At 62.0% G+C, this 25,326-nt stretch carries 21 protein-coding genes; 11 read left to right on the top strand and 10 right to left on the bottom strand.

All coding sequences use genetic code 11. The features are described 5' to 3' along the window. Positions 1–12 precede the first annotated feature (12 nt). Entirely contained in the window at positions 13–1,137 is a 1,125-nt protein-coding gene (dprA, locus tag HQ843_RS23560) for a DNA-processing protein DprA (RefSeq protein ID WP_180900920.1), read from the top strand. A gap of 71 nt (positions 1,138–1,208) precedes the next feature. On the opposite strand, the gene HQ843_RS23565 is transcribed toward dprA, so the two are convergent. Beyond that, positions 1,209–1,373, bottom strand: a complete 165-nt coding sequence (locus tag HQ843_RS23565; RefSeq protein ID WP_246710205.1) for a hypothetical protein — start codon at positions 1,371–1,373, stop codon at positions 1,209–1,211. A gap of 506 nt (positions 1,374–1,879) precedes the next feature. Between HQ843_RS23565 and topA the strand changes: the two genes are divergently transcribed. The 5 genes from topA to pth all read left to right on the top strand — a co-directional run bounded on the left by topA (position 1,880) and on the right by pth (position 10,957). Beyond that, positions 1,880–4,531, top strand: a complete 2,652-nt coding sequence (gene topA / locus HQ843_RS23570) for a type I DNA topoisomerase (RefSeq protein ID WP_180900918.1) — start codon at positions 1,880–1,882, stop codon at positions 4,529–4,531. Next, positions 4,528–6,840 (top strand): ribonuclease R, encoded by a 2,313-nt coding sequence (gene rnr / locus HQ843_RS23575; protein WP_246710206.1) that lies wholly within the window; start codon positions 4,528–4,530, stop codon positions 6,838–6,840. The genes topA and rnr overlap by 4 nt, the downstream gene beginning before the upstream one ends. 192 nt (positions 6,841–7,032) lie before the next feature. Continuing rightward, positions 7,033–7,686, top strand: a complete 654-nt coding sequence (locus tag HQ843_RS23580) for a 50S ribosomal protein L25/general stress protein Ctc (RefSeq protein ID WP_180900917.1) — start codon at positions 7,033–7,035, stop codon at positions 7,684–7,686. A gap of 262 nt (positions 7,687–7,948) precedes the next feature. After that, entirely contained in the window at positions 7,949–10,186 is a 2,238-nt protein-coding gene (locus HQ843_RS23585) for a putative bifunctional diguanylate cyclase/phosphodiesterase (protein WP_180900916.1), read from the top strand. A 54-nt stretch (positions 10,187–10,240) separates the two neighbouring features. Beyond that, positions 10,241–10,957, top strand: coding sequence for an aminoacyl-tRNA hydrolase (gene pth / locus HQ843_RS23590; protein ID WP_180900915.1), 717 nt, complete (start codon positions 10,241–10,243; stop codon positions 10,955–10,957). A gap of 6 nt (positions 10,958–10,963) precedes the next feature. On the opposite strand, the gene clpS is transcribed toward pth, so the two are convergent. Then, positions 10,964–11,275 (bottom strand): ATP-dependent Clp protease adapter ClpS, encoded by a 312-nt coding sequence (gene clpS / locus HQ843_RS23595; RefSeq protein ID WP_180900914.1) that lies wholly within the window; start codon positions 11,273–11,275, stop codon positions 10,964–10,966. 216 nt (positions 11,276–11,491) lie between these two features. On the opposite strand from clpS, the gene ychF reads away from it, so the two are divergent. Together ychF and HQ843_RS23605 are read left to right on the top strand one after the other, a co-directional pair. After that, positions 11,492–12,595 (top strand): redox-regulated ATPase YchF, encoded by a 1,104-nt coding sequence (ychF, locus tag HQ843_RS23600; RefSeq protein WP_180900913.1) that lies wholly within the window; start codon positions 11,492–11,494, stop codon positions 12,593–12,595. An 83-nt stretch (positions 12,596–12,678) separates the two neighbouring features. Then, on the top strand, positions 12,679–13,167 hold the full coding sequence (locus tag HQ843_RS23605) for a glutathione peroxidase (protein ID WP_180900912.1): 489 nt from the start codon (positions 12,679–12,681) through the stop codon (positions 13,165–13,167). Positions 13,168–13,322: 155 nt separating this feature from the next. Here HQ843_RS23605 and HQ843_RS23610 read toward each other — a convergent pair whose 3' ends face one another. The 7 genes from HQ843_RS23610 to HQ843_RS23640 all read right to left on the bottom strand — a co-directional run bounded on the left by HQ843_RS23610 (position 13,323) and on the right by HQ843_RS23640 (position 22,083). After that, complete coding sequence (locus HQ843_RS23610) at positions 13,323–13,862, bottom strand: adenine phosphoribosyltransferase (protein WP_180900911.1); 540 nt, start codon at positions 13,860–13,862, stop codon at positions 13,323–13,325. A gap of 88 nt (positions 13,863–13,950) precedes the next feature. Next, positions 13,951–14,781 carry a cytochrome c1 gene (locus tag HQ843_RS23615; protein WP_371822150.1) on the bottom strand — a complete coding sequence of 277 codons (831 nt, stop codon included), beginning with the start codon at positions 14,779–14,781 and terminating at the stop codon, positions 13,951–13,953. Between the two features lie 56 nt (positions 14,782–14,837). Next, positions 14,838–16,115, bottom strand: a complete 1,278-nt coding sequence (locus HQ843_RS23620) for a cytochrome b (RefSeq protein WP_180900909.1) — start codon at positions 16,113–16,115, stop codon at positions 14,838–14,840. Positions 16,116–16,131: 16 nt separating this feature from the next. Next, positions 16,132–16,710 (bottom strand): ubiquinol-cytochrome c reductase iron-sulfur subunit, encoded by a 579-nt coding sequence (gene petA / locus HQ843_RS23625; protein WP_180900908.1) that lies wholly within the window; start codon positions 16,708–16,710, stop codon positions 16,132–16,134. A gap of 221 nt (positions 16,711–16,931) precedes the next feature. Beyond that, positions 16,932–18,800 (bottom strand): ABC transporter ATP-binding protein, encoded by a 1,869-nt coding sequence (locus HQ843_RS23630; protein ID WP_180900907.1) that lies wholly within the window; start codon positions 18,798–18,800, stop codon positions 16,932–16,934. A gap of 221 nt (positions 18,801–19,021) precedes the next feature. Beyond that, complete coding sequence (locus tag HQ843_RS23635; protein WP_180900906.1) at positions 19,022–20,881, bottom strand: ABC transporter ATP-binding protein; 1,860 nt, start codon at positions 20,879–20,881, stop codon at positions 19,022–19,024. A 344-nt stretch (positions 20,882–21,225) separates the two neighbouring features. Next, a complete protein-coding gene (locus HQ843_RS23640; protein ID WP_210275297.1) occupies positions 21,226–22,083 on the bottom strand; it encodes an AraC family transcriptional regulator in 858 nt (285 codons plus the stop codon). 65 nt (positions 22,084–22,148) lie between these two features. Between HQ843_RS23640 and HQ843_RS23645 the strand changes: the two genes are divergently transcribed. Both HQ843_RS23645 and HQ843_RS23650 read left to right on the top strand, forming a co-directional pair. Beyond that, positions 22,149–23,528 (top strand): SLC13 family permease, encoded by a 1,380-nt coding sequence (locus HQ843_RS23645; protein WP_180900905.1) that lies wholly within the window; start codon positions 22,149–22,151, stop codon positions 23,526–23,528. 35 nt (positions 23,529–23,563) lie between these two features. Continuing rightward, positions 23,564–24,037 carry a tRNA (cytidine(34)-2'-O)-methyltransferase gene (locus HQ843_RS23650; protein ID WP_180902055.1) on the top strand — a complete coding sequence of 158 codons (474 nt, stop codon included), beginning with the start codon at positions 23,564–23,566 and terminating at the stop codon, positions 24,035–24,037. Between the two features lie 6 nt (positions 24,038–24,043). Here HQ843_RS23650 and HQ843_RS23655 read toward each other — a convergent pair whose 3' ends face one another. Beyond that, complete coding sequence (locus tag HQ843_RS23655) at positions 24,044–24,295, bottom strand: hypothetical protein (protein ID WP_180900904.1); 252 nt, start codon at positions 24,293–24,295, stop codon at positions 24,044–24,046. A 107-nt stretch (positions 24,296–24,402) separates the two neighbouring features. Between HQ843_RS23655 and hemF the strand changes: the two genes are divergently transcribed. Further along, entirely contained in the window at positions 24,403–25,314 is a 912-nt protein-coding gene (hemF, locus tag HQ843_RS23660; RefSeq protein ID WP_180900903.1) for an oxygen-dependent coproporphyrinogen oxidase, read from the top strand. Positions 25,315–25,326: the final 12 nt, after the last annotated feature.

Below are 25,326 nucleotides of genomic sequence, written 5' to 3' on the forward strand. Positions count from 1 at the left end.
GGAAGCCCTTCCTTGAAAGACCGCTCCGGCATCGCCCTTTCGGAAAGCCAGCGCATCGCCTGGCTTCGCCTGATCCGCAGCGACAATGTCGGCCCCGTTACGTTTCGCGAACTGATCAACCATTACGGCAGCGCCGAGGCAGCGCTTGAAAGGCTTCCCGAACTCGCGGTGCGCGGCGGCGCCCGGAAGCGTTTTCGCGTGGCGAGCACGGTCGAGGCCGAAAGCGAACTGGCGGTGGCGGCCCGCCACAAGGGCCGGTTCGTCGCCATCGGCGAGCCGGATTACCCGCCGGCGCTGCGGGCCATCGACGGCGCACCGCCGCTTCTGGCCATGTGCGGCAGCGGCGATGTCGCGACCCGCCCCGCCGTCGGCATTGTCGGCGCCCGCAACGCCTCGGTGGCCGGCGCCAAGTTCACCGCCATGATCGCCAATGTCGCAGCCGGCGCCGGCTATACCGTGGTCTCGGGGCTGGCGCGTGGTATTGACGCCGCCGCCCACCGCGCGAGCCTGTTTCACGGAACGCTGGCCGTGATCGCCGGCGGCCTCGACCGCCCCTACCCGCCCGAAAACATCGAACTCTATCGCGAAATCTGCGGCGAAGGCGGCGTTGCCATCAGCGAAATGCCCTATGGGTGGGAGCCGCGCGCGCGCGACTTTCCGCGCCGCAACCGGCTGATCGCCGGCTGCTCGCTCGCCGTGGTCGTGATCGAGGCGGCGAACCGCTCGGGCTCGCTGATCACCGCGCGGCTTGCCAATGAATGCGGACGGCTGGTGCTGGCCGTGCCGGGCTCGCCGCTCGATCCGCGCGCGCATGGAACCAACGGGCTGATCAAGCAGGGCGCGATGATCGTGTGCAGCCCGGAGGATGTGCTGGAGGCGCTGGCGCCGCTGTCGCAGATGGAGCTGCCGATACGAGGCGGCGCGGATGAAGAGGAGGCGGAAGAGCCTCCGGCAGCAGCCCCCGATGATGACGATCGCGCACGGGTGGCCGAGGCGCTGGGTCCGAGCCCCTGCGAGATCGACGACCTGATACGCTTCAGCGGCGTGAACGCGGCCGCCGTTCAGCTGATTTTGCTCGAACTGGACCTCGCCGGCCGGCTGGCGCGCCACCCCGGAGGCAAAGTTTCACTGATCTGAGGATTGCGTCCTTCAGATAGAAATGACAGCGCTAACAAATCGAAAACGGTTGTTGCCGGTCAAATTGGAATTCAGCCCTTGCGGACCGAGGGGGCGAGCACCTGCGTCTGCACATCCCCCGCCTCTATATAGGCCATGTCGATCAGGTAGCAGAGCATTTCAGCCCCGTCCTTATTTGAAAGCCGACGCAGTTGGCCCAGTATCTGACGGATATAAATAATTTCCTCTTCGGTCAATTTTCGGGAACCTTCGCGTTCAGGAGGAAAGGACGACATACATACACCTATTTTTCGGCAACGGATCGAATCCGAACCGGCACTCTACTCACCTGACAAACAATACCGCCAAAGGTCAGGATTGCAATTATTATTAGTATTCTCTTCTGGTTGTATTAGCGTGTAAACATGCAAAAATGGCCCCGAGGCCTTGACCCGGCCGCCATCCCTGTCCATCTCGTGAGCCAACGGTCGGAACAGTAAATGCAGCTTGAGACAGCCAAAAATGTCCATTCTGCTTGATCTCCCGGCGAAATTGGTAGAAGCGGAGGCGAAGGTTGCCATCAAGGGAACGCCTCGATAGCGTTCTCCGCCAAGCGGGACACCCCCGTCATATCCGCCATTCTGCCCGGATGCGCCTCGCGGCCGCCGAGCCGGCGGGTACGGGCCGAGCGCGCGACCGATAATTTACCGCGAAGATGCGGGCGTCGAACCAGGTTCGTACGCAGACCCAGGAAACGGATTACATGGACCTTGTTGTTGTAGAGTCGCCCGCCAAAGCCAAGACAATCAACAAATATCTCGGCAAGGACTACAAGGTTCTCGCCTCTTTCGGCCATGTCCGTGATCTGCCTGCCAAGGATGGATCGGTCCTGCCCGATGATGATTTCGCGATGTTATGGAAGGTCGACACCGCATCGGCCAAGCGGGTCAAGGATATCGCCGACGCGATGAAAAACGCCGACGGCCTGATCCTCGCGACCGACCCGGACAGGGAAGGCGAAGCCATTTCCTGGCATGTTCTCGACCTGCTGAACAAGAAAAAACTGCTGAAGGACAAGCCGGTCAAGCGGGTGGTGTTCAACGCGATCACCAAGAAGTCGGTGCTCGACGCCATGGCCAATCCGCGCGATATCGATGAAGCGCTGGTCAATGCCTATCTGGCGCGGCGCGCGCTCGACTATCTCGTCGGCTTCAACCTGTCGCCGGTCTTGTGGCGCAAGCTTCCCGGCGCCCGCTCGGCGGGCCGGGTGCAATCCGTGGCGCTGCGTCTGGTCTGCGAACGCGAAAGCGAGATCGAGCGCTTCATTCCCGAGGAATACTGGAGCATTGTCGCCGACCTGAAGACCCCGCGCAATGATGCCTTCGAGGCGCGGCTGGTGCTGGCCGACGGCAAGCGGGTTCAGAAGAATTCGATCAAGACCGGCGAACAGGCCGAGCGCATCAGGGTCTTGCTGGAGACGGCGAGCTATAGCGTCAAGAGCGTCGAGGCAAAGCCCGTCAGGCGCAATCCGGGACCGCCCTTCACCACCTCCACCCTGCAGCAGGCCGCCTCCTCGCGTCTCGGCTTTTCGGCCTCACGCACCATGCAGGTGGCGCAGCGCCTCTATGAGGGAATAAGCCTTGGCGGCGAGGCCGCCGGTCTGATCACATACATGCGTACCGACGGCGTCTCGATGGCGCCCGAGGCCATTGCCGCCGCCAGGGACGCGATCGGCGACCAGTTCGGTACGCGCTACCTTCCCGAGCAGGCGCGCGGATACTCCGTGAAGGCCAAGAACGCCCAGGAAGCCCACGAGGCGATTCGCCCGACCGATTTCACCCGCACGCCGCAATCGGTGCGCAAACATCTCGATTCCGATCAGTTCCGGCTCTACGACCTGATCTGGAAACGCGGAATCGCAAGCCAGATGGCTTCTGCGGAGATGGAGCGCACCACTGCTGAAATCGAGGCCGCCAATGGTGGCGAGATTGTCGGGCTGCGCGCAGTTGGCACCATCGTCCGCTTTGACGGTTTCCTTGCGGCCTACACCGATAATCAGGAAGAAAAGACGCCGTCCGACGACGGTGACGATGACGGACGCCTTCCCGAGATCAATCAGGGCGAGAGCGTCGCCAAGGAAAAGATCCGCGCCACCCAGCACTTCACCGAACCGCCGCCGCGGTTTTCGGAAGCATCGCTGATCAAGCGGCTCGAAGAGCTCGGCATCGGCCGCCCCTCCACCTATGCCTCGACGCTCGCCACGCTGCGCGACCGCGAATATGTGACGATCGAGAACCGCAAGCTGACGCCCGAGCCCAAGGGCCGGCTGGTGACGGCGTTCCTGGAGAATTTCTTCAGCCGTTATGTCGAATACGATTTCACCGCCGAGCTTGAGGAAAAGCTCGACAGGATTTCCGACGGCTCGCTCGAATGGAAACAGGTGCTGCGTGATTTCTGGAAGGATTTCTTCGCCCAGGTCGAAGGCACCAAGGAACTGCGCGTCACCAATGTTCTCGATGCGTTGAATGAGGCGCTGGCGCCGCTGGTGTTCCCCAAGCGCGAGGATGGCGGCGATCCGCGCCAGTGCCAGGCCTGCGGCACCGGCCAGCTTTCGCTGAAGCTCGGCAAATACGGCGCGTTCGTCGGCTGCTCGAACTATCCGGAGTGCAACTTCACCCGCCAGCTTTCCGGCGACGCGGAAGCCGCCAATGGCGGCGTCAATCCGAACGAACCCAACGAACTCGGCACCGATCCGGAAACGGGCGACCCGGTCACGCTCCGTTCCGGCCGCTTCGGCCCCTATGTCCAGCGCGGCGACGGCAAGGAGGCCAAGCGCTCCTCGCTGCCGAAGGGCTGGAAGCCGGAGGATATCGACCTTGAAAAGGCGCTCAGGCTGTTGGCGCTGCCGCGCGATGTCGGATCGCATCCCGAAGACGGCAAGATGATTACCGCGGGCCTGGGCCGCTACGGACCGTTCGTGCTTCATGACGGCACCTATGCCAATCTCGAGAGCATCGACGAGGTCTTCGCGGTCGGCGTCAACCGCGCGGTTGCCGCCATTGCCGACAAGAAGGCCAATGGCGGACGCCGGGGCGCAACAGCCAAGGCGCTGAAATCGCTCGGCGACCACCCCGAGGGCGGCGAAGTGACGGTCAATGAGGGCCGCTACGGACCTTATGTCAAATGGGGCAAGATCAACGCCACAATCCCCAAGGGCAAGGAACCGCAATCCGTGACCATGGAAGAGGCCGTGCCGCTTCTCGCCGCGCGCGCCGAAAAGGCGGGCCTGAAGAAACCCGCGAAGAAGGCCGCAGCGAAAAAGCCAGCCGCCAAAAAGACGGCGGCAAAGAAGACAACCACCAGGAAAACAGCTTCCGCGAAGAAAACCGCAGAGGCTGAAGGCGACAACAGTTGAGCCAGAAACCGCGTCCCCGCCGGACGGAAAAGCAGAAGAGCGCGACCGCCCCGACCATCATCCATGGCGCGGTGCCGCCGCGCGACGTGCTGCTCGCCTTCATCAATGACAATCCGGAACAGGCCTCCAAGCGCGAGATCGCCAGGGCCTTCGGGATCAAGGGCGACGACCGTATCGTGCTGAAGGCGCTGCTGCGCGAGCTCGAGGACGAAGGGCTGCTGCAGAAGAAGAACAAGAGCCTGATGCGCCCGGGCGCCCTACCCCCAGTCACCGTGCTCGACATCACCACCCGCGACAAGGACGGCGAACTGATCGCCCGGCCGGCCGAATGGCCGATCGAGGAGGGTGCGGCCCCCGCCGTGCTGGTGCGCCAGTCTGGCGGTGGCAAGAACGGCAACCGCAAGTCCCCGACCGCTGGCCTCGGCGACCGGATCCTCGCCAAGATTTTCCCGTCGAAATCCGAGACCGGCCCGTCCTATACCGCCCGCATCATCAAGGTGATCGACAAGCGCAAGCTCGCCGCCCTCGGCGTCGTCCGCATCCTCGATGACGGCAGCGCCCGGCTGATGCCGATCGACCGGCGCGACAATGAAGTCGACCTCGTCGAACTCGCCGACGCCAAGGACGGTGACCTTGTCGAGGTCGACGTCCAGCGCTCCGGCCGTTACGGCCTGCCGCGCGGCTCGGTGCTCTCGGTGGTCGGCTCGCTCGCCTCCGAAAAGGCGGTGTCGATGATCGCGATCCACGCTCACGGGATTCCGCATATCTTCCCGAAACAGGTGCTAGACGAGGCGGACGCCGCCAAGCCCGCCACCATGTCGCATCGCGAGGACTGGCGCGACCTGCCGCTCGTCACCATCGACCCGGCCGACGCCAAGGACCATGACGACGCCGTCTTCGCCGAGCCGGACACAAGGCCCGAAAACGAGGGCGGCGTGATCGTCACCGTCGCGATCGCCGATGTCTCGTATTACGTCCGCCCGAAATCCTCGCTTGACCGCGAGGCGCTGAAGCGCGGCAATTCGGTTTATTTCCCGGACCGGGTGGTGCCGATGCTGCCCGAGCGGATTTCCAACGACCTCTGCTCGCTGCGCGAGGGCGAGGACCGGCCGGCGCTTGCCGTCAGGATGGTGTTTTCGAAGGACGGCCGAAAGGCCTCCCATACCTTCCACCGGATCATGATGAAGAGTGCCGCAAAACTCTCCTACCAACAGGCGCAGGCCGCGATCGACGGCCACACCGACGACCAGACCGGCCCGCTGCTGGAGCCCATTCTGAAGCCGCTCTGGGCGGCCTACGAGACGATGAAGCGCGGCCGCGACCGCCGCCAGCCGCTCGAACTCGACATGCCGGAGCGCCGCATCCTGCTGAAGGGAGACGGCACGGTCGACAGGGTGGTGGTCCCGCCCCGCCTCGATGCCCACAAGCTGATCGAGGAGATGATGATCCAGGCGAATGTCGCCGCCGCCGAAACGCTGGAAAGCAAGCGCCAGAAACTGATCTACCGTGCCCATGACGCACCGACGCTCGCCAAGCAGGAAACCCTGCGCGATTTTCTGGCCACGCTCTCGATTCCGCTGGCGAAGGGCGGCAATCTGCGCGCCAACTCCTTCAACGGCATCCTGTCCAAGGCGGAGGACAGCCCGCACAAGGACATCGTCAACCAGATGGTGCTGCGCTCCCAGAGCCAGGCGGTCTATTCACCGGAGAATATCGGCCATTTCGGGCTGAACCTGATGAAATACGCCCATTTCACCTCGCCGATCCGCCGCTATGCCGACCTGATCGTCCACCGCGCGCTGGTGGCCTCGCTGCATCTCGGCGAAGGCGGGCTGACGGCGGAGGAGGAAGCCCAGCTCGATGACATCGCCGCCGAGATATCGACCTTCGAGCGCCGCGCCATGGCCGCCGAGCGCGAGACCGTCGACCGGCTGGTGGCGCATCATCTGGCCGGCCGCATCGGTGAGAGCTTCGATGGCCGCGTGGCCGGCGTCACCCGCTCCGGCCTGTTCATCGCGCTGCCCGAATACGGCGCCGACGGCTTCATTCCGGTCTCCACGCTCGGGACAGACTATTTCGTCCACGACGAGGTCCGCCAGGCGCTGGTCGGCGACAAGACCGGGCTCGGCTATCAGCTCGGCGACGATGTCGAGGTGCAACTGGTCGAGGCGATCCCGCTTGCGGGCGCCCTGCGTTTCGAAATGCTGAGTTCCGGCAAGAAACTGCCGGCCGCCACCCGCTCGTTCCACAAGTCGAAGCGCGGCCGCCCGATGCAAGGCGGCCGCCCCGGCCCGCGCGGACGGCGATAGAGCGGGGCCCGCATTTCGCGAAGTTTTGCCGGCACAGCTCACACTTGCCTTTTGAGACCACCTCATATATAGGCACTCCGTTCGCGCAGACACCCTTGGAGGCAGCGCGAATGAGGGCCGGCAACGGCGCTCCGTCTTGCGGTTTTCAGATATCGCCGCAAAACGCTCCGCACACAACCGAAAGGAATTGCTATGAGCAACACCAATTCCGTGCTCACGGCCGAAGCGCGCGAACGGGTCGGTAAGGGGTCCGCCCGGGAACTGCGCCGCAACGGTATGGTCCCCGCCGTGATCTACGGCGACAAACAAGCCCCGGTTTCAATCGCGATCGCGCGCAAGGAGATCACCAAGCTTATCTTCGACGGTGGTTTCATGACGACCACCTTCACCGTCGAAGTCGGCAAGGATAAGCACATGGTCCTGCCCAAGGACTATCAGCTCGATCCCGTCCGCGATTTCGTCATGCATGTCGACTTCCTGCGGATCTCCGAAAAGAGCACCGTTACCGTCGCCGTCCCGGTTCACTTCATCAATGATGACAAGTGCCCCGGCATCAAGAAGGGCGGCGTGCTCAACATCGTGCGTCACGAAGTTGAATTCCACTGCCCGGCCAACGCGATCCCCGACAGCATCACGGTCGATCTCGTTTCGGCCCAGCTCGGCGACAGCATCCACATTTCGGCCGTCGACCTGCCGAAAAACGTGACGCCGGTCATCTCCGACCGCGACTTCACCATCGCCACGATCGCAACGCCCGCAGGCCTCAAGTCCGACGAGGGCGATACGCCAGAGGCAGGTGAGGTCGAAGCGACTGCACAGTCAGACGAGAATTCTGAAGAGAATTGATCTCGTCCGATATCGGCAGATACGAACCGCGGGCGCGAGTCCGCGGTTTTTTAATTGTAAGTGCACACTAAAATATGCTTGCCAAGGCTGACGCCGGTGCGTTTAATATCATTGGCTTACATATATTTGCTGCGCGATTGCCTCCGCCGGTTGCGCTGGTCTGGAGCCGAAACATATTCAGGTGTTTCCCTGTTCGGGATCAAACGTCATTTGCATCAGGCAGGAGCGTGCAGTTTTGCGCCGTAAGTTGAGTAGAACGGGAATGTTAGCGCTTTCATGCGGAGTAACGCTTGCCTGTGCGATGGTGCTGACCGCCCTTTTCGGGCTTTGGGTGGGAGAGAAGCGGCGGATAGAGACCAATGATTATATTGCCGGCCTTGCAAATGTCAGTGCGCCGACAATCGCGGCCGCTGATATCGAGGCCATTGGCGTCATTGCCGCCGCGCTGGTGGATACGTCCGTTGTCAAGAAGCTTGAAATAAGGAACCAGACCGGCCTGCTCGACCTGATCGTGACGGACGGAAATCTCTCCGGCCGGCAGGAGCGGCATCTGCTCACCCATACGCAGACGATCGTTTTCACGAACCCGGCGGACGGGACGGGAGAACTGACGCTCTATTTTTCCGACCCCTCGCTCTTGAGCACCTGGATATTGCGCGGCGTGTGCCTGATCGCCATTGCCGCGCTCGGCTTGCTGATGTGGCGGGCGCCGACGGTGCTGGCCGACAGCACCTTCAAGCGTGAGTTGCTCGAAGCCCGCAACAAGCGGCGCAGACGCCTATCGAAGCTGAACCGCTTCTCGCGCTACTTTGCGGCATCGGAACCAAAGGCGCTGCCGGAGGCGAACGCTTTTGGCGAGCTGTTCGAGAGCGAAACCGAAATGGTCGTTCTGATTTCGGTCAGCGGTCAGATCGTCGATGCCAGCCATGGCTGGCTTTCGGCGGGCGGATATCGACGTGAAAATGTCCTGAACGTGCACATGACCGAATTCATTGCCGATTCCGACCGCCGCATGATCGCTGACCGCCTCGAACGGATGCGTTCATCCAGCCTCGCGCAGGCAGGCACGCTGAAATATCTGCGCGCCGATGGTAGCCGCGTGGATATCTGGTTTTCCGCCCTACCCGTCGCCACCCCCGATGGCGATCACTTCATACTGGCCGTCATCCGTGAAATTCCCGAGATATCGGCCAGTGCGCACGAGAACGCGCCGCTTCTTACCGACCCCTTGACCGGACTGCTGAACAGGATGGGGTTTGAACGCGCGTTGGACCACCTGCTGGCAAGCCCGGGACAGGACGTGATCTGCGTTCTGGTGGATTTCGACCGTTTCAAGACCGTCATCGACCATCACGGATTCCAGAAGGGCGAGGAGGTCCTTCGCGGTTTCGTCAAGCGGCTCACCCCGGCACTGGATGAAAGGAGTTACGCAGCCCGGCTTGGAGGCGATGAATTCGCCTTCGTGCTCGCCGGCGCAGAGGCGAAGGCGCGCGCCGAAGCTCTCGCCAATGCCATTCACGATGCGATCTATCTGCCTTTCACCGTGAAGACAGCCTCGATCACCACAAATGTCAGCATCGGCATCGCCTCAGCGCCGGACCACGCCACCGATGGCAGGAACCTGCTGCGGCTCGCCACAATCGCGGTTTCCGTTCAGAAAAAGGCTGGCCGCCACGGAACGCTCTGGTTCGAACCGGAAATGTTTACCAACACCAGAAAGCGCGCGCAAACCGAGGCGGATCTGCGAAGGGGTATCGAAGAAAACCTGTTCGAGCCGCATTTCCAGCCCATCATCAGTCTCGCCAGCGGCGCAACGATCGGCTTCGAGGCGCTGATCAGAATAAACCACCCCGAAAAGGGCGTCATCATGCCCGGCGAGTTCATAGCGATCGCCGAGGAAACGGAGCAGATCGCTCCCGCCGGACGCCAGTTCTTCGCGAAAGCGCTGGCGGGTTTCCGCCAGATCAGCAAGCAGTTGCGCAATGACGCGCTCGATCTCGCCGTAAACCTGTCGCCGGTGCAACTCACCCCGGACATGGTCGATTTCATGGCCGAGAAACTCGACGCCTTCGGCATCGATCCGGCGCGTCTGACCGTCGAGATCACCGAGGCCGTATTCCTGGAAGACAGCGACCGGATTCGCGGAAGCCTGCAGAAGCTGCGGCTGTTGGGCTGTCGGTTGGCGCTTGACGATTTCGGTACCGGCTACTCCTCGCTTTCCTATCTCTCGCGCCTGCAGGTCGACGTGATCAAGATCGACCAGTCCTTCACCCGCAACCTCACCGACCCCGACGCCGCTGTCGCCAGCCGGTCGCGCCGGCTGATCGAGGGTATCGCCGCGATCTCGCTGAACATGGGATGTCAGATGGTGGCGGAAGGCGTCGAGAACGAAGAACAGGCGCGCCAGGTCCACGCCATCGGCGCCCAATATGGCCAGGGCTACCTCTATTCGCGCCCGCTTCCGCTCGCCGATACCATCATACGGCTTTCCGCCGGTTGACAGCGGCGACGAAAACCGGTTGTTGAGAGCCGGTTTTCATGACAGGACAGTCCCATGCTCATCATCGCGGGCCTCGGCAATCCGGGCAGCCAATATGACGGCAATCGCCACAATATCGGCTTCATGGCCGCCGACGCGATTGCCGACAGGAACGGGTTTTCGCCCTGGTCGAAGAAATTCAAGGGGCTGATCGCCGAGGGTAGCCTCGCCGGTGAAAAGGTCCTGATCGTGAAGCCCCAGACCTTCATGAACCTTTCCGGCGAGAGCGTCGGGGAAGCAATGCGCTTCTACAAGCTCACCCCGGCCGATCTGATCGTGATCTACGACGAACTGGACCTGATGCCCGGCAAGGCGCGGATCAAGACCGGCGGCGGCTCCGGCGGCCACAACGGCATCAAGTCGATCGACGCGCATTGCGGCAATGCCTACCGGCGGCTGAGGCTGGGCATTGGCCACCCCGGCAGCAAGGAGCGCGTGCACGGCCATGTTCTCAGCGATTTTGCCAAGGCGGATTCCGAATGGCTGGAGCCGCTGCTTGCGGCGCTGGCCGAAAATGCCGCGCTTCTGGTGCGCGGCGAGGATTCCCAGTTGATGAACAAGCTTGCGCTATCGGCAGGCGCGCCGCCCGCAAAACCCGAACCGAAAGCGGCGCCCGTCCGCAAGGGCCAGTCCCATATCCACAAGGCACGGCAGCGCGGCCCGCAGAATGTGCCGGAACGCGGCCCGATGGCCGAGATGCTGAAGAAGATGTTCGGTCCGAAGAAGGACTGAAGCGCCCTACTCCTCGGGCTCGGTCTGGAACATCAGCGGAAAGCCGATCTCCCTGGCGAGATCGACCGCTTCCTTGGCCTTGGTCTCGGCGATGTCGCGGCTGTAGACCGCGACGACGCAACTGCCCTTCTGGTGGGCGGTGATCATCACCTTGTAGCCCTGATCCTCGCTCATGCGGAAAACCGCCTTCAGCACCATCAGCACGAATTCGCGCGGGGTATAGTCGTCGTTGACGAGAATGACCTTGTAGAGCCGCGGCTTTTCAAGCTTCAGCGCGGTTTTGGTCTTGCGTTTTGTATCGATGCCCGTATCGCTCACGCGCGTGCTCTCTGAAATGTTCTCTGAAGAAGATTGTGTGCCAATAGCAGCCATTCATCGCGGCGCCTGACGAATGACCTATTTTGCGCTTTCACCGCCATTTTCGCAAGACCCGAGGCCAGAAAAGCCCGGTTTCGCCGATCCAGCCTTGACCTCGGCCGCCTTCATCGCCCATAGCCTCTCGCAAGACAGGAATTCACGAAACAGGATATTTCCATGGGTTTCAAATGCGGAATTGTCGGCCTGCCCAATGTCGGCAAATCGACCCTTTTCAACGCGCTGACGAAGACCGCCGCGGCGCAGGCCGCCAATTATCCGTTCTGCACGATCGAGCCCAACACCGGCGAAGTTGCGGTCCCCGATGAGCGCATGACGGCGCTTGCTAAGATCGCGGGCTCCAAGGAAATCATACCGACCCGCATCTCCTTCGTCGACATCGCGGGCCTGGTGCGCGGCGCCTCCAAGGGCGAAGGGCTCGGCAACCAGTTCCTCGCCAATATCCGCGAGGTCGATGCCGTGGTTCACGTGCTGCGCTGTTTCGAGGATGACGACATTACCCATGTCGAGGGCCGGATCGACCCGGTAGCCGATGCCGAAACAATCGAGACCGAACTGATGCTCGCCGACCTCGAAAGTCTCGAACGACGCGCCGACCAGACCCGCAAGCGCGCGACCGGCAAGGACAAGGAGGCAACGGCCGTGCTTCCCGTGATGGAGGCATCGCTGAAGCTGCTTCAGGACGGCAAGCCGGTGCGCAGCCTTCTTGGCGAACTCGATCCCGAAGAGCTTAAAATCCTCAAAGCGCTCAACCTGCTGACGTCCAAGCCAGTGCTTTACGTCTGCAATGTTGCAGAAAGCGATGCTGCCCAAGGCAATCAGCACACCAGGGCGGTAGCCGAAATGGCGGCCGGCCAGGCAGCGGAAACCGTGATCATCTCGGCGGCGATCGAGGCCGAAGTGGCCCAGCTCGACGCGGAAGAAGCCGAAATGTTCCTATCCGAAATGGGTCTTGAGGAACCCGGCCTCGACCGGCTGATCCGCGCCGGCTACAAGCTGCTCGAGCTGATCACCTATTTCACCGTCGGCCCCAAGGAAACCCGCGCCTGGACCATCCGCCGTGGAACCAAGGCCCCGGCCGCCGCCGGCGTGATCCATACCGATTTCGAACGCGGCTTCATTCGCGCCTTCACCATCGCCTATGAGGACTATATCACCTTCAAGGGCGAGACCGGCGCCAAGGAAGCCGGCAAGGCCCGCGACGAAGGCAAGGAATACATCGTCGCCGATGGCGACGTGATCCATTTCCGGTTCAACACGTAGGGCTCCGCCCGCGACCGTGCAGCTTGAAGTCCGGTGCGCCCTGCGCCACATTGATCCCGATCCACAGGGAACCGGGGACAAGCATGAGTATCTATGATTTTACCGCCAAAAGCATAACCGGCGAGGACGTCAGCCTCGCCGATTTCAAAGGGCATGTGCTGCTGATCGTCAACACCGCCAGCAAATGCGGTTTCACACCGCAATATGAGGGGCTGGAGATGCTGCACAGGAAATACCGGGATCAGGCCTTTGCCGTCCTCGGATTTCCCTGCAACCAGTTCGGCGGACAGGAGCCCGGCGATGAGGGCGAAATCGCCGGGTTCTGCAAGACCCAGTTCGATATCGACTTCCCGATGTTCGCCAAGATCGACGTCAATGGCGACGATGCGCATCCGTTGTTCAGATATCTGAAGAAGGAACGCCCCGGCTTTCTCGGCTCCGGCATCGTCAAATGGAATTTCACCAAATTCCTGATCGGTCGCGACGGCGAGCCGATCAAGCGCTATGCCCCGACCGAAAAGCCGGAGGATATCCAGGACGATATCAACGAGGCGCTTTCGAAGGCGGCCTGATGCTGCCTCGTGCTGCCGATTTTCTTGGGTCATGCTCGGGCTTGACCCGAGCATCCAGGCGACACGGAGAACGCTGCCTGGACCCTCGGGTCAAGCCCGAGGGTGACGCCCGTCGTGAAAGGTTGGTCAACTAAAACAGCCGGCGTAATGTCGCCTCAGTGCCCCTCATACTCCACCAGCGACCGCACCTCGACATCCATCGCCTCGAGCTTTTTGCGGCCGGGCAGGTCCTTCAGGTCGATGATGAAGCAGGCCGAGACGATCTCCGCCCCCATCTGGCGCAGAAGCTTGACCGCGCCTTCGGCCGTACCGCCGGTCGCAATCAGGTCGTCGCAGAGGATCACCTTCTCGCCCGGCCGGATGGCGTCGACATGCATTTCCATCGTGTCCTCGCCATATTCGAGCTGATAGGCCATGGACACGGTCTTGTTGGGAAGCTTGCCCTTCTTGCGGATCGGCACGAAACCGGCAGAGAGCTGATGCGCCAGCGCGCCGCCGAGAATGAAGCCGCGCGCCTCGATGCCGGCGATCTTGTCGATCTTCATCCCGACATAGGGCTGCACCAGTTCATCCACGGCACGACGAAAGGCGCGGGCATCGCCCAGAAGCGTCGTGATATCGCGAAAGATGATGCCGGGCTTGGGATAATCCGGGATCGAACGAATGGCGGCGGCCAGTTCGGGGTTCGAACTCATTTTCAAGGATCCTTTCGTCGTGCCAGACCGAACACATTAAAAAGGCGGCTGCCGCCGCCTTTTTCTGCTTATGTAAAACCGTGCGAAATCAATGCGGCTTGCGCCCGTAAATCGACTTCTTCGTGAGGTAGACCAGCACCGTCAGGATCACAAGAAAAACCATGACCGTCAGGCCGGTCTGCTTGCGCGCCTCGAGCTTCGGCTCCGCCGTCCACATCAGAAACGCCGATACATCCTTGGCATACTGATCGAGGGTTTCCGGCGAGCCATCGTCGTAAGTGACGATCCCGTCGGAAAGCGGCGGCGCCATGGCGAGCGCCGCGGCATTGGCGAAATACGGATTGTAATGTCCGCCGGCCGGCACCTCGACGCCTTCCGGCGCCTCTTCATAGCCGGTCAGCAGCGAATAGATGTAATCCGGTCCGCCTTCCTGGTACTGCGTGAACATGTCGAACACGAAGGTCGGAAAGCCGCGGGTGATGCCGCGCGCCTTGGCCATCAGCGAAAGATCGGGCGGGGCCGCGCCATTGTTGGAGGCAGCCGCCTGCTCGGCATTGGCAAAGGGCGCCGGGAAATAATCCGACGGGATGCCCGGCCGCATATACATGTTGCCGTCATTGTCGGGCCCGGCCTCGATTTCGTAGTCGGCGGCGAATGTCTTCACCTGATCTTCCGAATAGCCGAGATCGGTCAGCGTGCGGAACGCCACGAGATCCATCGAGTGGCAGGCAGAGCAGACGTCCTTGTAGACCTTCAGTCCGCGCTGCAATTGGGCGCGGTCATATGTGCCGAGCGGGCCGGAGAAGCTCCATTCCATATTGTGCGGATGCTTCAGCGGATAATGCGGCGTGCCGCCTGCATGCTCTTCCTCCTCCGCCGCCATCGCGACGGTGGCGGCCGTGAGACAGAAGGGCGTCATCAACGAGACGAACAGGATGCGGGTAACGAGTTTCTTCATGATATTTCCCCCGCCCTTCACACGCCGGATCCGGCTGGCTTTTTCCGGGCGGCTTCTTTTTCAAGCACCGCTTCGGTAATGGAATTCGGTATCCGGGTCGGTTTTTCGAACAGGCCAAGAACCGGCATGATGACGAGGAAGAACCCGAAATAATAGAGCGTGCCGAGCTGCGAAAGCACCACGAACACCCCTTCGGCGGACTGCGAGCCGAGCCAGCCGAGCATGATCGCGTTGGCCACGAACAGCCAGAAGAACAGCTTGTACCAGGGACGGTAGGCCGCCGAACGCACCTTGGAGGTGTCCAGCCAGGGCAGGAAGAACAGGATCAGGATCGAGCCGAACATCACCAGCACGCCGCCAAGCTTCGAATCGATCGGGCCGACATTGAAGGTGATGGCGCGCAGCATCGCGTAGAACGGCAGGTAATACCATTCCGGCACGATATGGGACGGCGTCTTCATCGAATCGGCCGGAATGTAATTGTCCGGATGCCCGAGGAAGTTCGGCATGTAGAAGATGAACCAGGCATAGACGATCAGGAACACGGTCACGCCGAGCGCATCCTTGACGGTCGCATAGGGCGTGAAGGCGACGGTATCGCTCTTCTGCTTGACCTCGACCCCGGTCGGGTTGGTCTGTCCGGTCACGTGCAGCGCCCAGATATGCAGGATCACCACGCCGGCGATCATGAACGGCAGCAGGTAATGCAGCGCGAAGAAACGCTGCAGCGTCGGCTCGCCCACGGCAAAGCCGCCGAGCAGAAGCTGCTGAACCCAGTCGCCGATCAGCGGAAAGGCGGTGAAGAAGCCGGTGATGACGGTGGCGCCCCAGAACGACATCTGCCCCCAGGGCAGAACATAGCCCATGAAGCCGGTGGCCATCATCAGCAGATAGATCACCACGCCGAGCATCCAGAGGATCTCGCGCGGCGCCTTGTAGGAGCCGTAATAGAGCCCGCGCGCGATGTGCAGGTAGACGGCGATGAAGAAGAACGACGCGCCATTGGCATGCATGTAGCGCAGCAGCCAGCCGTAATTGACGTCGCGCATGATCTTCTCGACCGAGAGGAAGGCGGCGCCGGTGGAGGCGGTATAGTGCATGGCAAGCACGACGCCGGTGGCGATCTGAACGATCAGCATGACCGACAGCATGGCGCCGAACGTGTAGGCGTAGTTCAGATTACGCGGTACCGGATAGGTGACGAAGCTGTCGTAAAGCATACGCGGCAGCGGCAGACGCGAATCCACCCATTTCGACACGCCGTTCGACGGCACATAGCTCGAGTGTCCACTCATGAATCAGTCTCTCCCCTCAACCGATCGTGATCACGGTGTCGGCCGTAAATGCGTATAGCGGAATGGCAAGGTTCTGCGGCGCGGGACCTTTACGGATACGGCCCGCCGTATCGTAATGCGAGCCATGACAGGGACAGAACCATCCGCCGAAATCCCCAGCCTGGCCGAGCGGAATGCAGCCGAGATGGGTGCAGGAACCGATCATCACGATCCAGTTTTCCATGGATTCGCCGGCCGAGCGATCAACGTCGGTCGCGGGCGAGCCCGAGGGCAGGTTTTCGTTGCGCGCTTCCGGATCCTTCAGGTCGGAAAGCGGAACGGCCTTGGCCTCCTCGATTTCCTGTTCCGTGCGATTGCGGATGAATACCGGTTTGCCCCGCCATTTCACCGTCAGCGACATGCCGGGTTCGAGGCTCGAAACATCCACTTCCACGGTCGATAGCGCAAGGGTCGACGCGTCGGGTCGCATCTGGTCGATAAACGGCCAGGCGACCGAAGCGGCCCCGACGGCTGCGGCCATTCCGGTAGTCAGATAAAGAAAATCGCGCCGGGTCGGTTCGCCGGAATGATCCGTCGAAACAATCTCGTCTTGCACCGCTGTCCCTCCATAGCTGATGCCGCTGCCACCGAGGACCGTCCTTCCTCCGCATGTCTACCAGCGAAGGCGCGTGGCAACGTCCATTTGATCCGCCAAGTTTTATGCATGTTCATCAACGATGTCCAGTGTTTGACGGATTTCAATCACAGGCAAACCGTCAGGCCGAAGCAAGCCGGTGAAATGCGGTCGGCAAAGGGGCGATCGGCTTCGGCGGCGCCTCAATCCTCCGCGTCGGTGGACGGCAGAAAGCCGCCGGACTGTCGCTCCCACAGCGAGGCGTAAAGCCCGTTGCTCTCGATCAGTTGGCCATGCGTCCCCTGTTCCACGATCCGGCCCTTGTCCATCACGATCAGCCGGTCCAGCGCCGCGATCGTCGACAGCCGGTGGGCGATCGCCAGCACGGTCTTGCCCTCCATCAGCTTCATCAGATTGGACTGGATCGCCGCTTCCACTTCCGAATCAAGCGCCGATGTGGCCTCGTCGAGCACCAGGATGGGCGCGTTCTTCAACATCACGCGGGAAATCGCGATGCGCTGCCGTTGGCCGCCCGACAGTTTCACCCCGCGCTCGCCGACATGGGCATCGAGCCCCTTGCGGCCGCGCAGATCGGAGAGATCGGCGATGAAGCTGTCGGCTTCGGCCCGCTCGGCCGCTTCCCACAGTCTGTCGTCATCGGCCTCCCGGCGGCCGAAGCGGATATTGTCGCGGATGGCGCGGTGCAGCAGGCCGGTGTCCTGCGTCACCATGCCGATATTGGCCCTGAGGCTCTCCTGCGTGACATCGGCGATATTCTGGCCGTCGATCAGGATGCGGCCGCCATCGACATCGTAAAACCGGAGCAGGAGGTTCACCAGCGTCGACTTGCCGGCCCCCGAACGCCCGACAATGCCGACCTTCTCACCCGCCCCGATCGTGAGCGAAAGATTGCGGATCACCGGCCCACCTCCGTCATAGCCGAAGGCGACGTTCTCGAAGCGAACCTCCGGATGGCTGACGGTCAGCGCCGCCGCATCCGGCCTGTCCACAAGTCCGATCGGCTGGGCGATCATCTCGGCCGAGTTCTGGATCGTGCCGATCGCGCGCATCATCCCGTTCAGTTGCATCATCAACCGCCCCAAGAGCATGGAGAGCCGGAGCGCAAGACCAAGCGTGAAGGCGACCGCGCCCGAGGAGATGTCGCTGGTAAACCAGAGCTGAACGGAAAGTGCCGCAATCGCGGTGATCATCACGCCGGAAAGCAGGTTGAGCGCCGCCCGCACCCCGGTGATCAGCCGGGTGAATTGCTGGATCTGGGCGATCAGCCGCAGGAAACCCTGGCGGATATACGAATCATTGCCCTCGTCGCTGCCGAAAAGCTTCAGCGTGAGAACGTTGGAAAACGAATCGACCAGCCTGCCCGACATCATCGAATTGACCTCGGCGAGGTCCCTGGCATTTTTGCGGATGCGCGGCACGAAATAGCGGGCAAGCGCCGCGAAGATCGCGATCCACAGCGCGATCAGCCCCGCCAGCCGCCAGTCGAGCGCTGCCACCAGCGCCATGGTCGAGATCGTGTAGATCGCCATGAACCAGACCACCTGCAGCAGCGACGACATCAGGTCGCCGATCGACTGGCCGGCGGCCGACACCTTGGTGACGATCCGGCCGGCGAAATCGTTCTGGAAGAAGGTCAGCGACTGGCGCGCCACATAGCGGTAGGACTGCCAGCGCACCAGGTTCTGGAAGCCGGGCGTGATCGTCTGCTCCTCGATCAGCATCGAGGCGGACAGCAGCACGACGCGCACCACGATCATGGTGAAGGCCATGCCGATCAGCACCCAGCCATGGTCCGCCATCATGCCGGACCAGCCCGCATCGCGCGGCGTCGCGTCCAGAATGTTGATCAGCACTCCCATGAACCAGAACGACGCCGTCTCCATCAGCGCGCTGCCGCCGCCAAGCACGAGCATCGCGAAGAACGGCCACCTGGCCTGCCTGAGATAGAACCAGGTAAAGCCCAGAAGCGTGGCCGGCGGCTGCTCCACCGGCCGGTCGGCAAGCGGATCGATCCAGTTTTCGAAGATGCGGGCGATACGGCGGAAAATCATGGTCTGAGCCTTACAGGGATTCGCCGGTCGCGGAAATATGCATTTCTGGCTGGCTGACAGCCGGCATAGCCGCTTCCTTCTCTAAGGGGCATGCTCGGGCCTGACCCGAGCATCCAGGCCATACGGAGAACTTTGCCTGGACCCTCGGGTCAAGGGTGACACACGATAGGCAAGAGGCTCATCAAAAAACCGGGCCCGCCTTGTAGCGGGCCCGGTCCATCTCATTCGGCGGCGGTGTCGGCGACCAGGTTTTCGTCATCGCCGAGGAAACCGCCTGACTGACGGCGCCACAGATCGGCATAGATGCCGTGCGCGTTGGCCAGTTCCTCGTGGGTGCCGAGTTCGACGATCTCGCCCTTGTCGAGCACGACCAGACGGTCCATCTCCGTCAAAGTCGAAAGCCGGTGGGCAATCGCGATCACCGTCTTGCCTTCCATCAGCTCGAACAGGCTTTCCTGGATCGCGGCCTCGACCTCCGAATCGAGCGCCGAGGTTGCCTCGTCCAGCACCAGGATCGGCGCGTCCTTCAGGAACACGCGCGCGATCGCGATGCGCTGGCGCTGCCCGCCGGAAAGCTTGACGCCACGCTCGCCGACATGGGCTTCAAGCCCGATCCGGCCGTGCATGTCGGACAATCCCTGGATGAACTCCCAGGCATTGGCCCGCTTGGCCGCCGCGATCACCTGCTCGTCGCTCGCGCCCGGGCGGCTATAGGCGATGTTGTCGCGGATCGAGCGGTGCAGCAGAGAGGTATCCTGCGTCACGACGCCGATATTCTCCCGCAGGCTGTCCTGCGCGACCCTGGACACGTCCTGGCCATCGATGGTGATCCGCCCGCTTTCCAGATCGAAGAAGCGCAGCAGCAGGTTCATCATCGTGGTCTTGCCGGCGCCCGAGCGCCCGACAAGGCCGACCTTTTCGCCCGGCCGGATCGTCAGCGACAGGCCTTCGATAATGCCGCCCTTCTTGCCGTAATGGAAGGAGATATCGTCATAGACGATCTCGCCTTTCGTGACGGTCAGGGCCGGGGCGTTCTCGACATCGGTGAGTTCGTGCTTCCTGGTCATCATCGACATACCGTCATAGACGGTCCCGATATTTTCAAAAAGCGCGGTCACTTCCCACATGATCCACTGCGACATGCCGCCGATGCGCATGACGAGACCGAGCGTCAGGGCGATGGCGCCGACGGTGATCGATTCCTGCAGCCAGAAATGGATCGCCAGAGCCGCCACGGAAAACAACGCGATGGCGTTGTTGATATAGACGAGGATCTGGAACTGGGTCACCCGACGCATCTGCCGGTAGACGGTATCCAGAAATCCGTCCATGCCTTGCTTGGAGAACTCTTCCTCGCGGCCTGCATGGGAAAACAGCTTCACCGTGGCGATATTGGTGTAGCTGTCGACCACCCGGCCGGTCATCAGCGAACGGGCATCGGCCTGCTCGGCCGAAATCCTTCTCAGCCGCGGGATGAAATACCACAGCAGGATGCCGTAGATCACCAGCCATACCAGAAGCGGGATCACCAGCCTGATATCCGCCGCGGCGACCACGAAGATCATCGACGCGAAATAGGCCACGACATAGACGAACATGTCGAGCGTCTTCATCACCGTTTCGCGAACGGCAAGCGAGGTCTGCATCACCTTCTGCGAGACCCGCCCGGCGAACTCGTTGGCATAGAAGTTCATCGAATGGCGCAGAACGTAACGGTGCATCTGCCAGCGGCCGATCATCGGCAGGTTGGGCATCAGCAACTGATGGATCAGCAGCGAGCCGAAAGCCGTGAGCAAGGGCAACCCCACGAGCACGAGCGCGCCCATGAAGAACAGGTGCCGGCCCTCATCCGCGAGAAAGGTCTCGCGATCGGCCGTCGACAACCAGTTGACGATATCGCCGAGGAACTGGAACAGATAGACCTCGGCGAAGGCGATCAATGCCGCCACCAGCGACATCACCGCAAGCCAGGGCGCGGCCGGCTTGGAATAATGCCAAAGGAACGGGAACAGCCCCTTGGGCGGCGTGCCGGGCACTTCCGTGGGATAGGGATTCAGGCGGTTTTCAAACCAGCGAAACATGATCGGACTCCAATAGGTCTCCTCAAACCCTCAAAACGGCGGCACGGGGGCGCACGGACGCGGGACGAAGCGGAGACTGGAACAGCGACCGAACGAAACGGCCGCGACAGTAGGGATTGATTATCTAGGAATTAGGAAAAGCGTGTGAAAGGTCACGCGAACCGGCGTGGTGGAACGCGGAGCAACACGGTGCTGCTGACAATCATCATGCGGGCGCTCCTCTGCCGGTGTTGAAAACGGAGCCGCTTATACCCCCGTTCCCGGAACTTGACCAGCGCCGGGAAGCATTTCATTGGCGTTTGCGCGATAGTGTTGCCGGTAGGCAACGGGGGTGATGGCAACCATCAACCCTGGTTGTGAATGGCGTGCGTGGTATCCCGATCGCCGCCCTGCCCGCCGTTGAGATAGGATTGCGGCGGAACGCCGAAGTGGCGGCGAAAGGCGGCGACGAATGCGCTTACACTCATATAGCCGAGCCGTCCCGCGATTTCGGTACTGCTCTTGCCGTGGCTGAGTTGATTGACCGCCTCCATCAGCCGGAGCCGGCTGCGCCATTCGGAAAAACTGAAACCGGTCTCCCGCCTGAACAGCCGCTCCAGCGTTCGCACCCCGGCCCCCGACGACCGCGCCAGTTCCTCAAGACCGGCATGATCATGCGGGCTCTCAAGCAGCCTGTCGGTGACGCGTTTGAGGCGCGGATCGCTGCCGGCGGGAAGGCTGAGGGGAGCCGACGGCAAGGTCGCCAGCTCATCGATGATGACTTGCGAAAGCCGCGAGAGCCGTTCGCCCTTGGCCGCCGTTTCCAGCGCCAGCGCGCAAAACCTGAGGATCAGCTGCCGCATCAGCGCGGTCATGTGCAACACCTCGCATTCGCCCTTGTCAACGCGGGTAACGGAGGGATCGATATAGATGAAACAGGCCGAGACATCCGTCTCCATCGCCACCGCATGCACGACATCGCCCGGTATCCAGACGCAGTGACTGGAGGGCGCGAGCCAGTGGGTGTCGCCGGAACGCACCCGCAATATCCCCTCCTCCGCCCATAAAAGCTGGCCGCGCGGGTGGGAATGAAGGGCACGGCCAACCTCCCCCGCCTTCCAGCGCCGCGAGCGCGCCGTCACCGGGCGCGCGGGATCGAGGATCGAGCCCGGACCCTCATCCTCGAAGAAAATTGTCGGAAACGCGATATCGTTTGGCATCATGTAGCAGTTCCGCAGAAGTTACCGATCTCATACACTGAACGAAAGAACAATCCAAAGGCTTCCGCATGCCGTCCTACAAGAAACTTCTCGTCGCGGGCATTGCCACGGTGGCGATCATATTCCCGCTGTTTCCCGTATCCTTCATGACCGCCGATCAGACCCGCACGCTCGGTCTCGTGCTGGTGACGCTGAGCCTTTGGGCGACCGGCGTCGTTCCGCCCTATCTGGCGAGCCTGCTGTTCTTCGTCATTGCGCTGGTGCTGAAGCTCGCGCCGCCGGAGGTCGTGTTTTCCGGCTTCCACTCCGCCGCCATGTGGCTGATCTTCTCGGGCCTTCTGATCGCCGCGGCCATCACCAGTTCCGGTCTCAGCCAGAAGATCGGGGCAGCGCTGCTCGGACGCTTTTCGCGAAGCTACACATTTTTGATATCCGGCATATTCGCGATCTCGATCGTGCTGTCCTTCGTGATGCCGTCATCGCTCGGGCGGTTCTTCCTGCTCTGGCCGATCGCCGCGGCCCTTGCCGACAGCCTCGGCTTCGAAAAGGGAACGACGGGACGAGCCGCGATTGCCATCGCCGCCACGTTCGCCTGCCATATTCCCGGTTTCGCGCTGCTGCCATCCAACGTGCCCAATCTGGTGCTCGCCGGCGCGGCCCAGACGATCTACGGCATCGACCTCACCTATGCCTATTACATGGCGCTGCATTTTCCGATCCTCGGATTGCTGAAAAGCATCATCATGGTCGCGCTGATTGTCCGCATCTTCCCCGATACGCCACGCCCGAAGAGCGGCGGCGTTGCCGAGGCCGCATCCCGCCCGCTCGGCTGGCGGCAATGGTATGTGGTCGCCATTCTCGCCACGACGCTCGCCTTCTGGATGACCGACACGCTCCATGGCATCAACCCGGCCTGGGTCGGCATCATTGCCTCGATCGCGCTGCTCTGGCCGGGCGTCGGGCCGGTCGGGCCGGCCGAATTCGACAAGCATGTGAATTTCAGCGTGCTGCTGTTCATGGCCGGGTTCCTCGCGCTCGGCGCCGTCGTCAATGTCACCGGGCTCGGCGTCGTGATCGCGCATGGCATGGAACACATTCTGCCGCTCGAACCCGGCCGAGATTTCCTGAACTTCATGTCGCTTTCGGTGATCGCCTTCGTGGTCGGCGTCATATCGATCCTGCCCGGCGTACCCGCCGTGCTGACCCCGATGGCGGGCGAACTGGCGGACCTGACCGGGTTCAGCGTGATGGCGGTGCTGATGACGCAGGTGATCGGTTTTTCGACGATCCTGTTTCCCTACCAGTCGGCGCCGCTGATGGTCGGCATGCAGGTGACGGAACAGCCGGTGGCCAAACTGATGAAAATCCTGGCGCCGCTGACCGTGATCACCGCGCTCGTGCTGCTGCCGCTCGACTTTCTGTGGTGGAAACTGCTCGGGGTGATATGACGCTTGAGCGGGCAGCCGTTCCGCCGTAGACAACGCTGATGACCCTGCGCATCGCTCTCTATCAGCCGGATATCGCCGGCAATACCGGCACGATCCTGCGGCTTGCCGCCTGCCTCGGCCTTGCCGTCGACATCATCGAGCCGGCGGGCTTTGCGCTTTCCGACCGGAACCTGAAACGGGCGGGCCTGGATTATATCGCCGGCGCCGTCATGACCCGGCACGTGGACTGGGAAGCCTTCGAGACCTTCCGGCGCGATAGCGGCCGCCGTCTCGTGCTTGCCTCGACGAAGGCGGCGCTCGGTCATACCGACTTCGCTTATCGGCCCGACGATATTCTGCTGTTCGGCAGCGAAAGCGCCGGCGTGCCGGACCATGTCCACGCGGCCGCCGACCACCGGGTGCGAATCCTGATGGCCGAAGGGCAACGATCGATCAATCTCGCGGTATCGGCGGGCATCGTCGCGGCCGAGGCGATGCGCCAGACCGGCGGCTTTGAACGACGTGTCTGATTGGGATCAATCGGCGGACGACAGCCGCCGCATGGTGAATTCGATCCGGTCGTCGCCGGTAACGCGCCAGCTTTCGACCTCGGTCCAGTAGGCGGCCTTGGGATAGCTCTGGAACCATTCGCGCGCCTTGGCGCGGGCGTCGTCGCGGGCAAGGCAATAGCGCTCGCGCACGAAGCCGTCGCTGTTTTGCTGCGCCCGGTGTTCCCGGATGCGTTTTTTCAGCCCCGCCATCGAAGGCGGCTTTGGAACATTGCCCATCACGCTATCCTTCATTCTTCAAAGAAGATAAGGTTTTCCTTGAAAATTTGCGAGTCAAATCAAAAGCCCGGATCAACGGGCGTTTCAGTCTTGAGTGGAGTGCATCTATGGAACGGCCGCAATTGCCCGTGGGTCTGCCGGACGACATCGAAGAGAAAAAAGCGGCTTCCCAAGCCTGGTTCGAAAGCCTCCGGGATACGATCTGCGCCGGCTTCGAGGCGCTGGAACGGGAACTGACCGGGCCGATGAGCGATCTCGAACCCGGCCGCTTCGCGGTCAAGGACTGGTCCCGCGAAAATGGCGAGGGCGGCGGACGGATGTCGGTCATGCACGGTCGCGTGTTCGAAAAGGCGGCGGTTCATACCTCCACCGTCGAAGGGACGTTTTCCCCCGAAATGGCCGCCAATATGCCGGGGATCGATGAGGATGCGCGCTATTGGGCAAGCGGGATTTCGCTGATCGCCCATCCCGTCAATCCGAATGTGCCGGCCGTGCACATGAACACCCGCATGATCGTGACCAAAAGCTGGTGGTTCGGCGGCGGCGCGGACCTGACGCCGGTGCTGGCGCGCCGCCGCAAGCAGGAAGACCCCGACAGCACGCTGTTTCACCGGGCGATGGAGATCGCCTGCAACCGGCATCAGGCGATCATCGACTACAAGAAGATGAAGGCATGGTGCGACGAATATTTTTACCTGCCCCACCGCAAGGAGGCGCGCGGCATCGGCGGCATATTCTTCGACTGGCAGCATTCGGAGGACGACAGGGGCGGGCTCGACGCCGACTTCGCCTTCGTTCAGGACATCGGCCGGGCGTTCAACCTGGTCTATCCGCGGATCGTGCGCTCCAACTTCAATCACGAATGGACATCGGAGGATCGCGACGAGCAGTTGATCCGTCGCGGGCGCTATGTCGAGTTCAATCTTCTCTATGACCGCGGCACCGTTTTCGGGCTCAAAACCGGGGGCAATATCGAGGCGATCCTGTCCTCGCTGCCGCCTGTCACGCGATGGCCTTGAACCTAAATCGAT

The organism is Martelella sp. NC20 (assembly GCF_013459645.1).
Lineage (GTDB): Bacteria > Pseudomonadota > Alphaproteobacteria > Rhizobiales > Rhizobiaceae > Martelella.

Excerpts from the sequence above, each read along its gene's own strand:
- pth (WP_180900915.1), top strand. The coding sequence starts at position 10,241 with ATGCTCATCATCGCGGGCCTCGGCAATCCGGGCAGCCAATATGACGGC.
- HQ843_RS23605 (WP_180900912.1), top strand. The coding sequence starts at position 12,679 with ATGAGTATCTATGATTTTACCGCCAAAAGCATAACCGGCGAGGACGTC.
- topA (WP_180900918.1), top strand. The coding sequence starts at position 1,880 with ATGGACCTTGTTGTTGTAGAGTCGCCCGCCAAAGCCAAGACAATCAAC.
- HQ843_RS23640 (WP_210275297.1), bottom strand. The coding sequence starts at position 22,083 with ATGATGCCAAACGATATCGCGTTTCCGACAATTTTCTTCGAGGATGAG.
- HQ843_RS23645 (WP_180900905.1), top strand. The coding sequence starts at position 22,149 with ATGCCGTCCTACAAGAAACTTCTCGTCGCGGGCATTGCCACGGTGGCG.
- HQ843_RS23585 (WP_180900916.1), top strand. The coding sequence starts at position 7,949 with ATGTTAGCGCTTTCATGCGGAGTAACGCTTGCCTGTGCGATGGTGCTG.
- HQ843_RS23615 (WP_371822150.1), bottom strand. The coding sequence starts at position 14,781 with ATGACGCCCTTCTGTCTCACGGCCGCCACCGTCGCGATGGCGGCGGAG.
- HQ843_RS23620 (WP_180900909.1), bottom strand. The coding sequence starts at position 16,115 with ATGAGTGGACACTCGAGCTATGTGCCGTCGAACGGCGTGTCGAAATGG.
- ychF (WP_180900913.1), top strand. The coding sequence starts at position 11,492 with ATGGGTTTCAAATGCGGAATTGTCGGCCTGCCCAATGTCGGCAAATCG.
- hemF (WP_180900903.1), top strand. The coding sequence starts at position 24,403 with ATGGAACGGCCGCAATTGCCCGTGGGTCTGCCGGACGACATCGAAGAG.
- HQ843_RS23655 (WP_180900904.1), bottom strand. The coding sequence starts at position 24,295 with ATGGGCAATGTTCCAAAGCCGCCTTCGATGGCGGGGCTGAAAAAACGC.
- HQ843_RS23630 (WP_180900907.1), bottom strand. The coding sequence starts at position 18,800 with ATGATTTTCCGCCGTATCGCCCGCATCTTCGAAAACTGGATCGATCCG.
- HQ843_RS23580 (WP_180900917.1), top strand. The coding sequence starts at position 7,033 with ATGAGCAACACCAATTCCGTGCTCACGGCCGAAGCGCGCGAACGGGTC.
- HQ843_RS23635 (WP_180900906.1), bottom strand. The coding sequence starts at position 20,881 with ATGTTTCGCTGGTTTGAAAACCGCCTGAATCCCTATCCCACGGAAGTG.
- HQ843_RS23610 (WP_180900911.1), bottom strand. The coding sequence starts at position 13,862 with ATGAGTTCGAACCCCGAACTGGCCGCCGCCATTCGTTCGATCCCGGAT.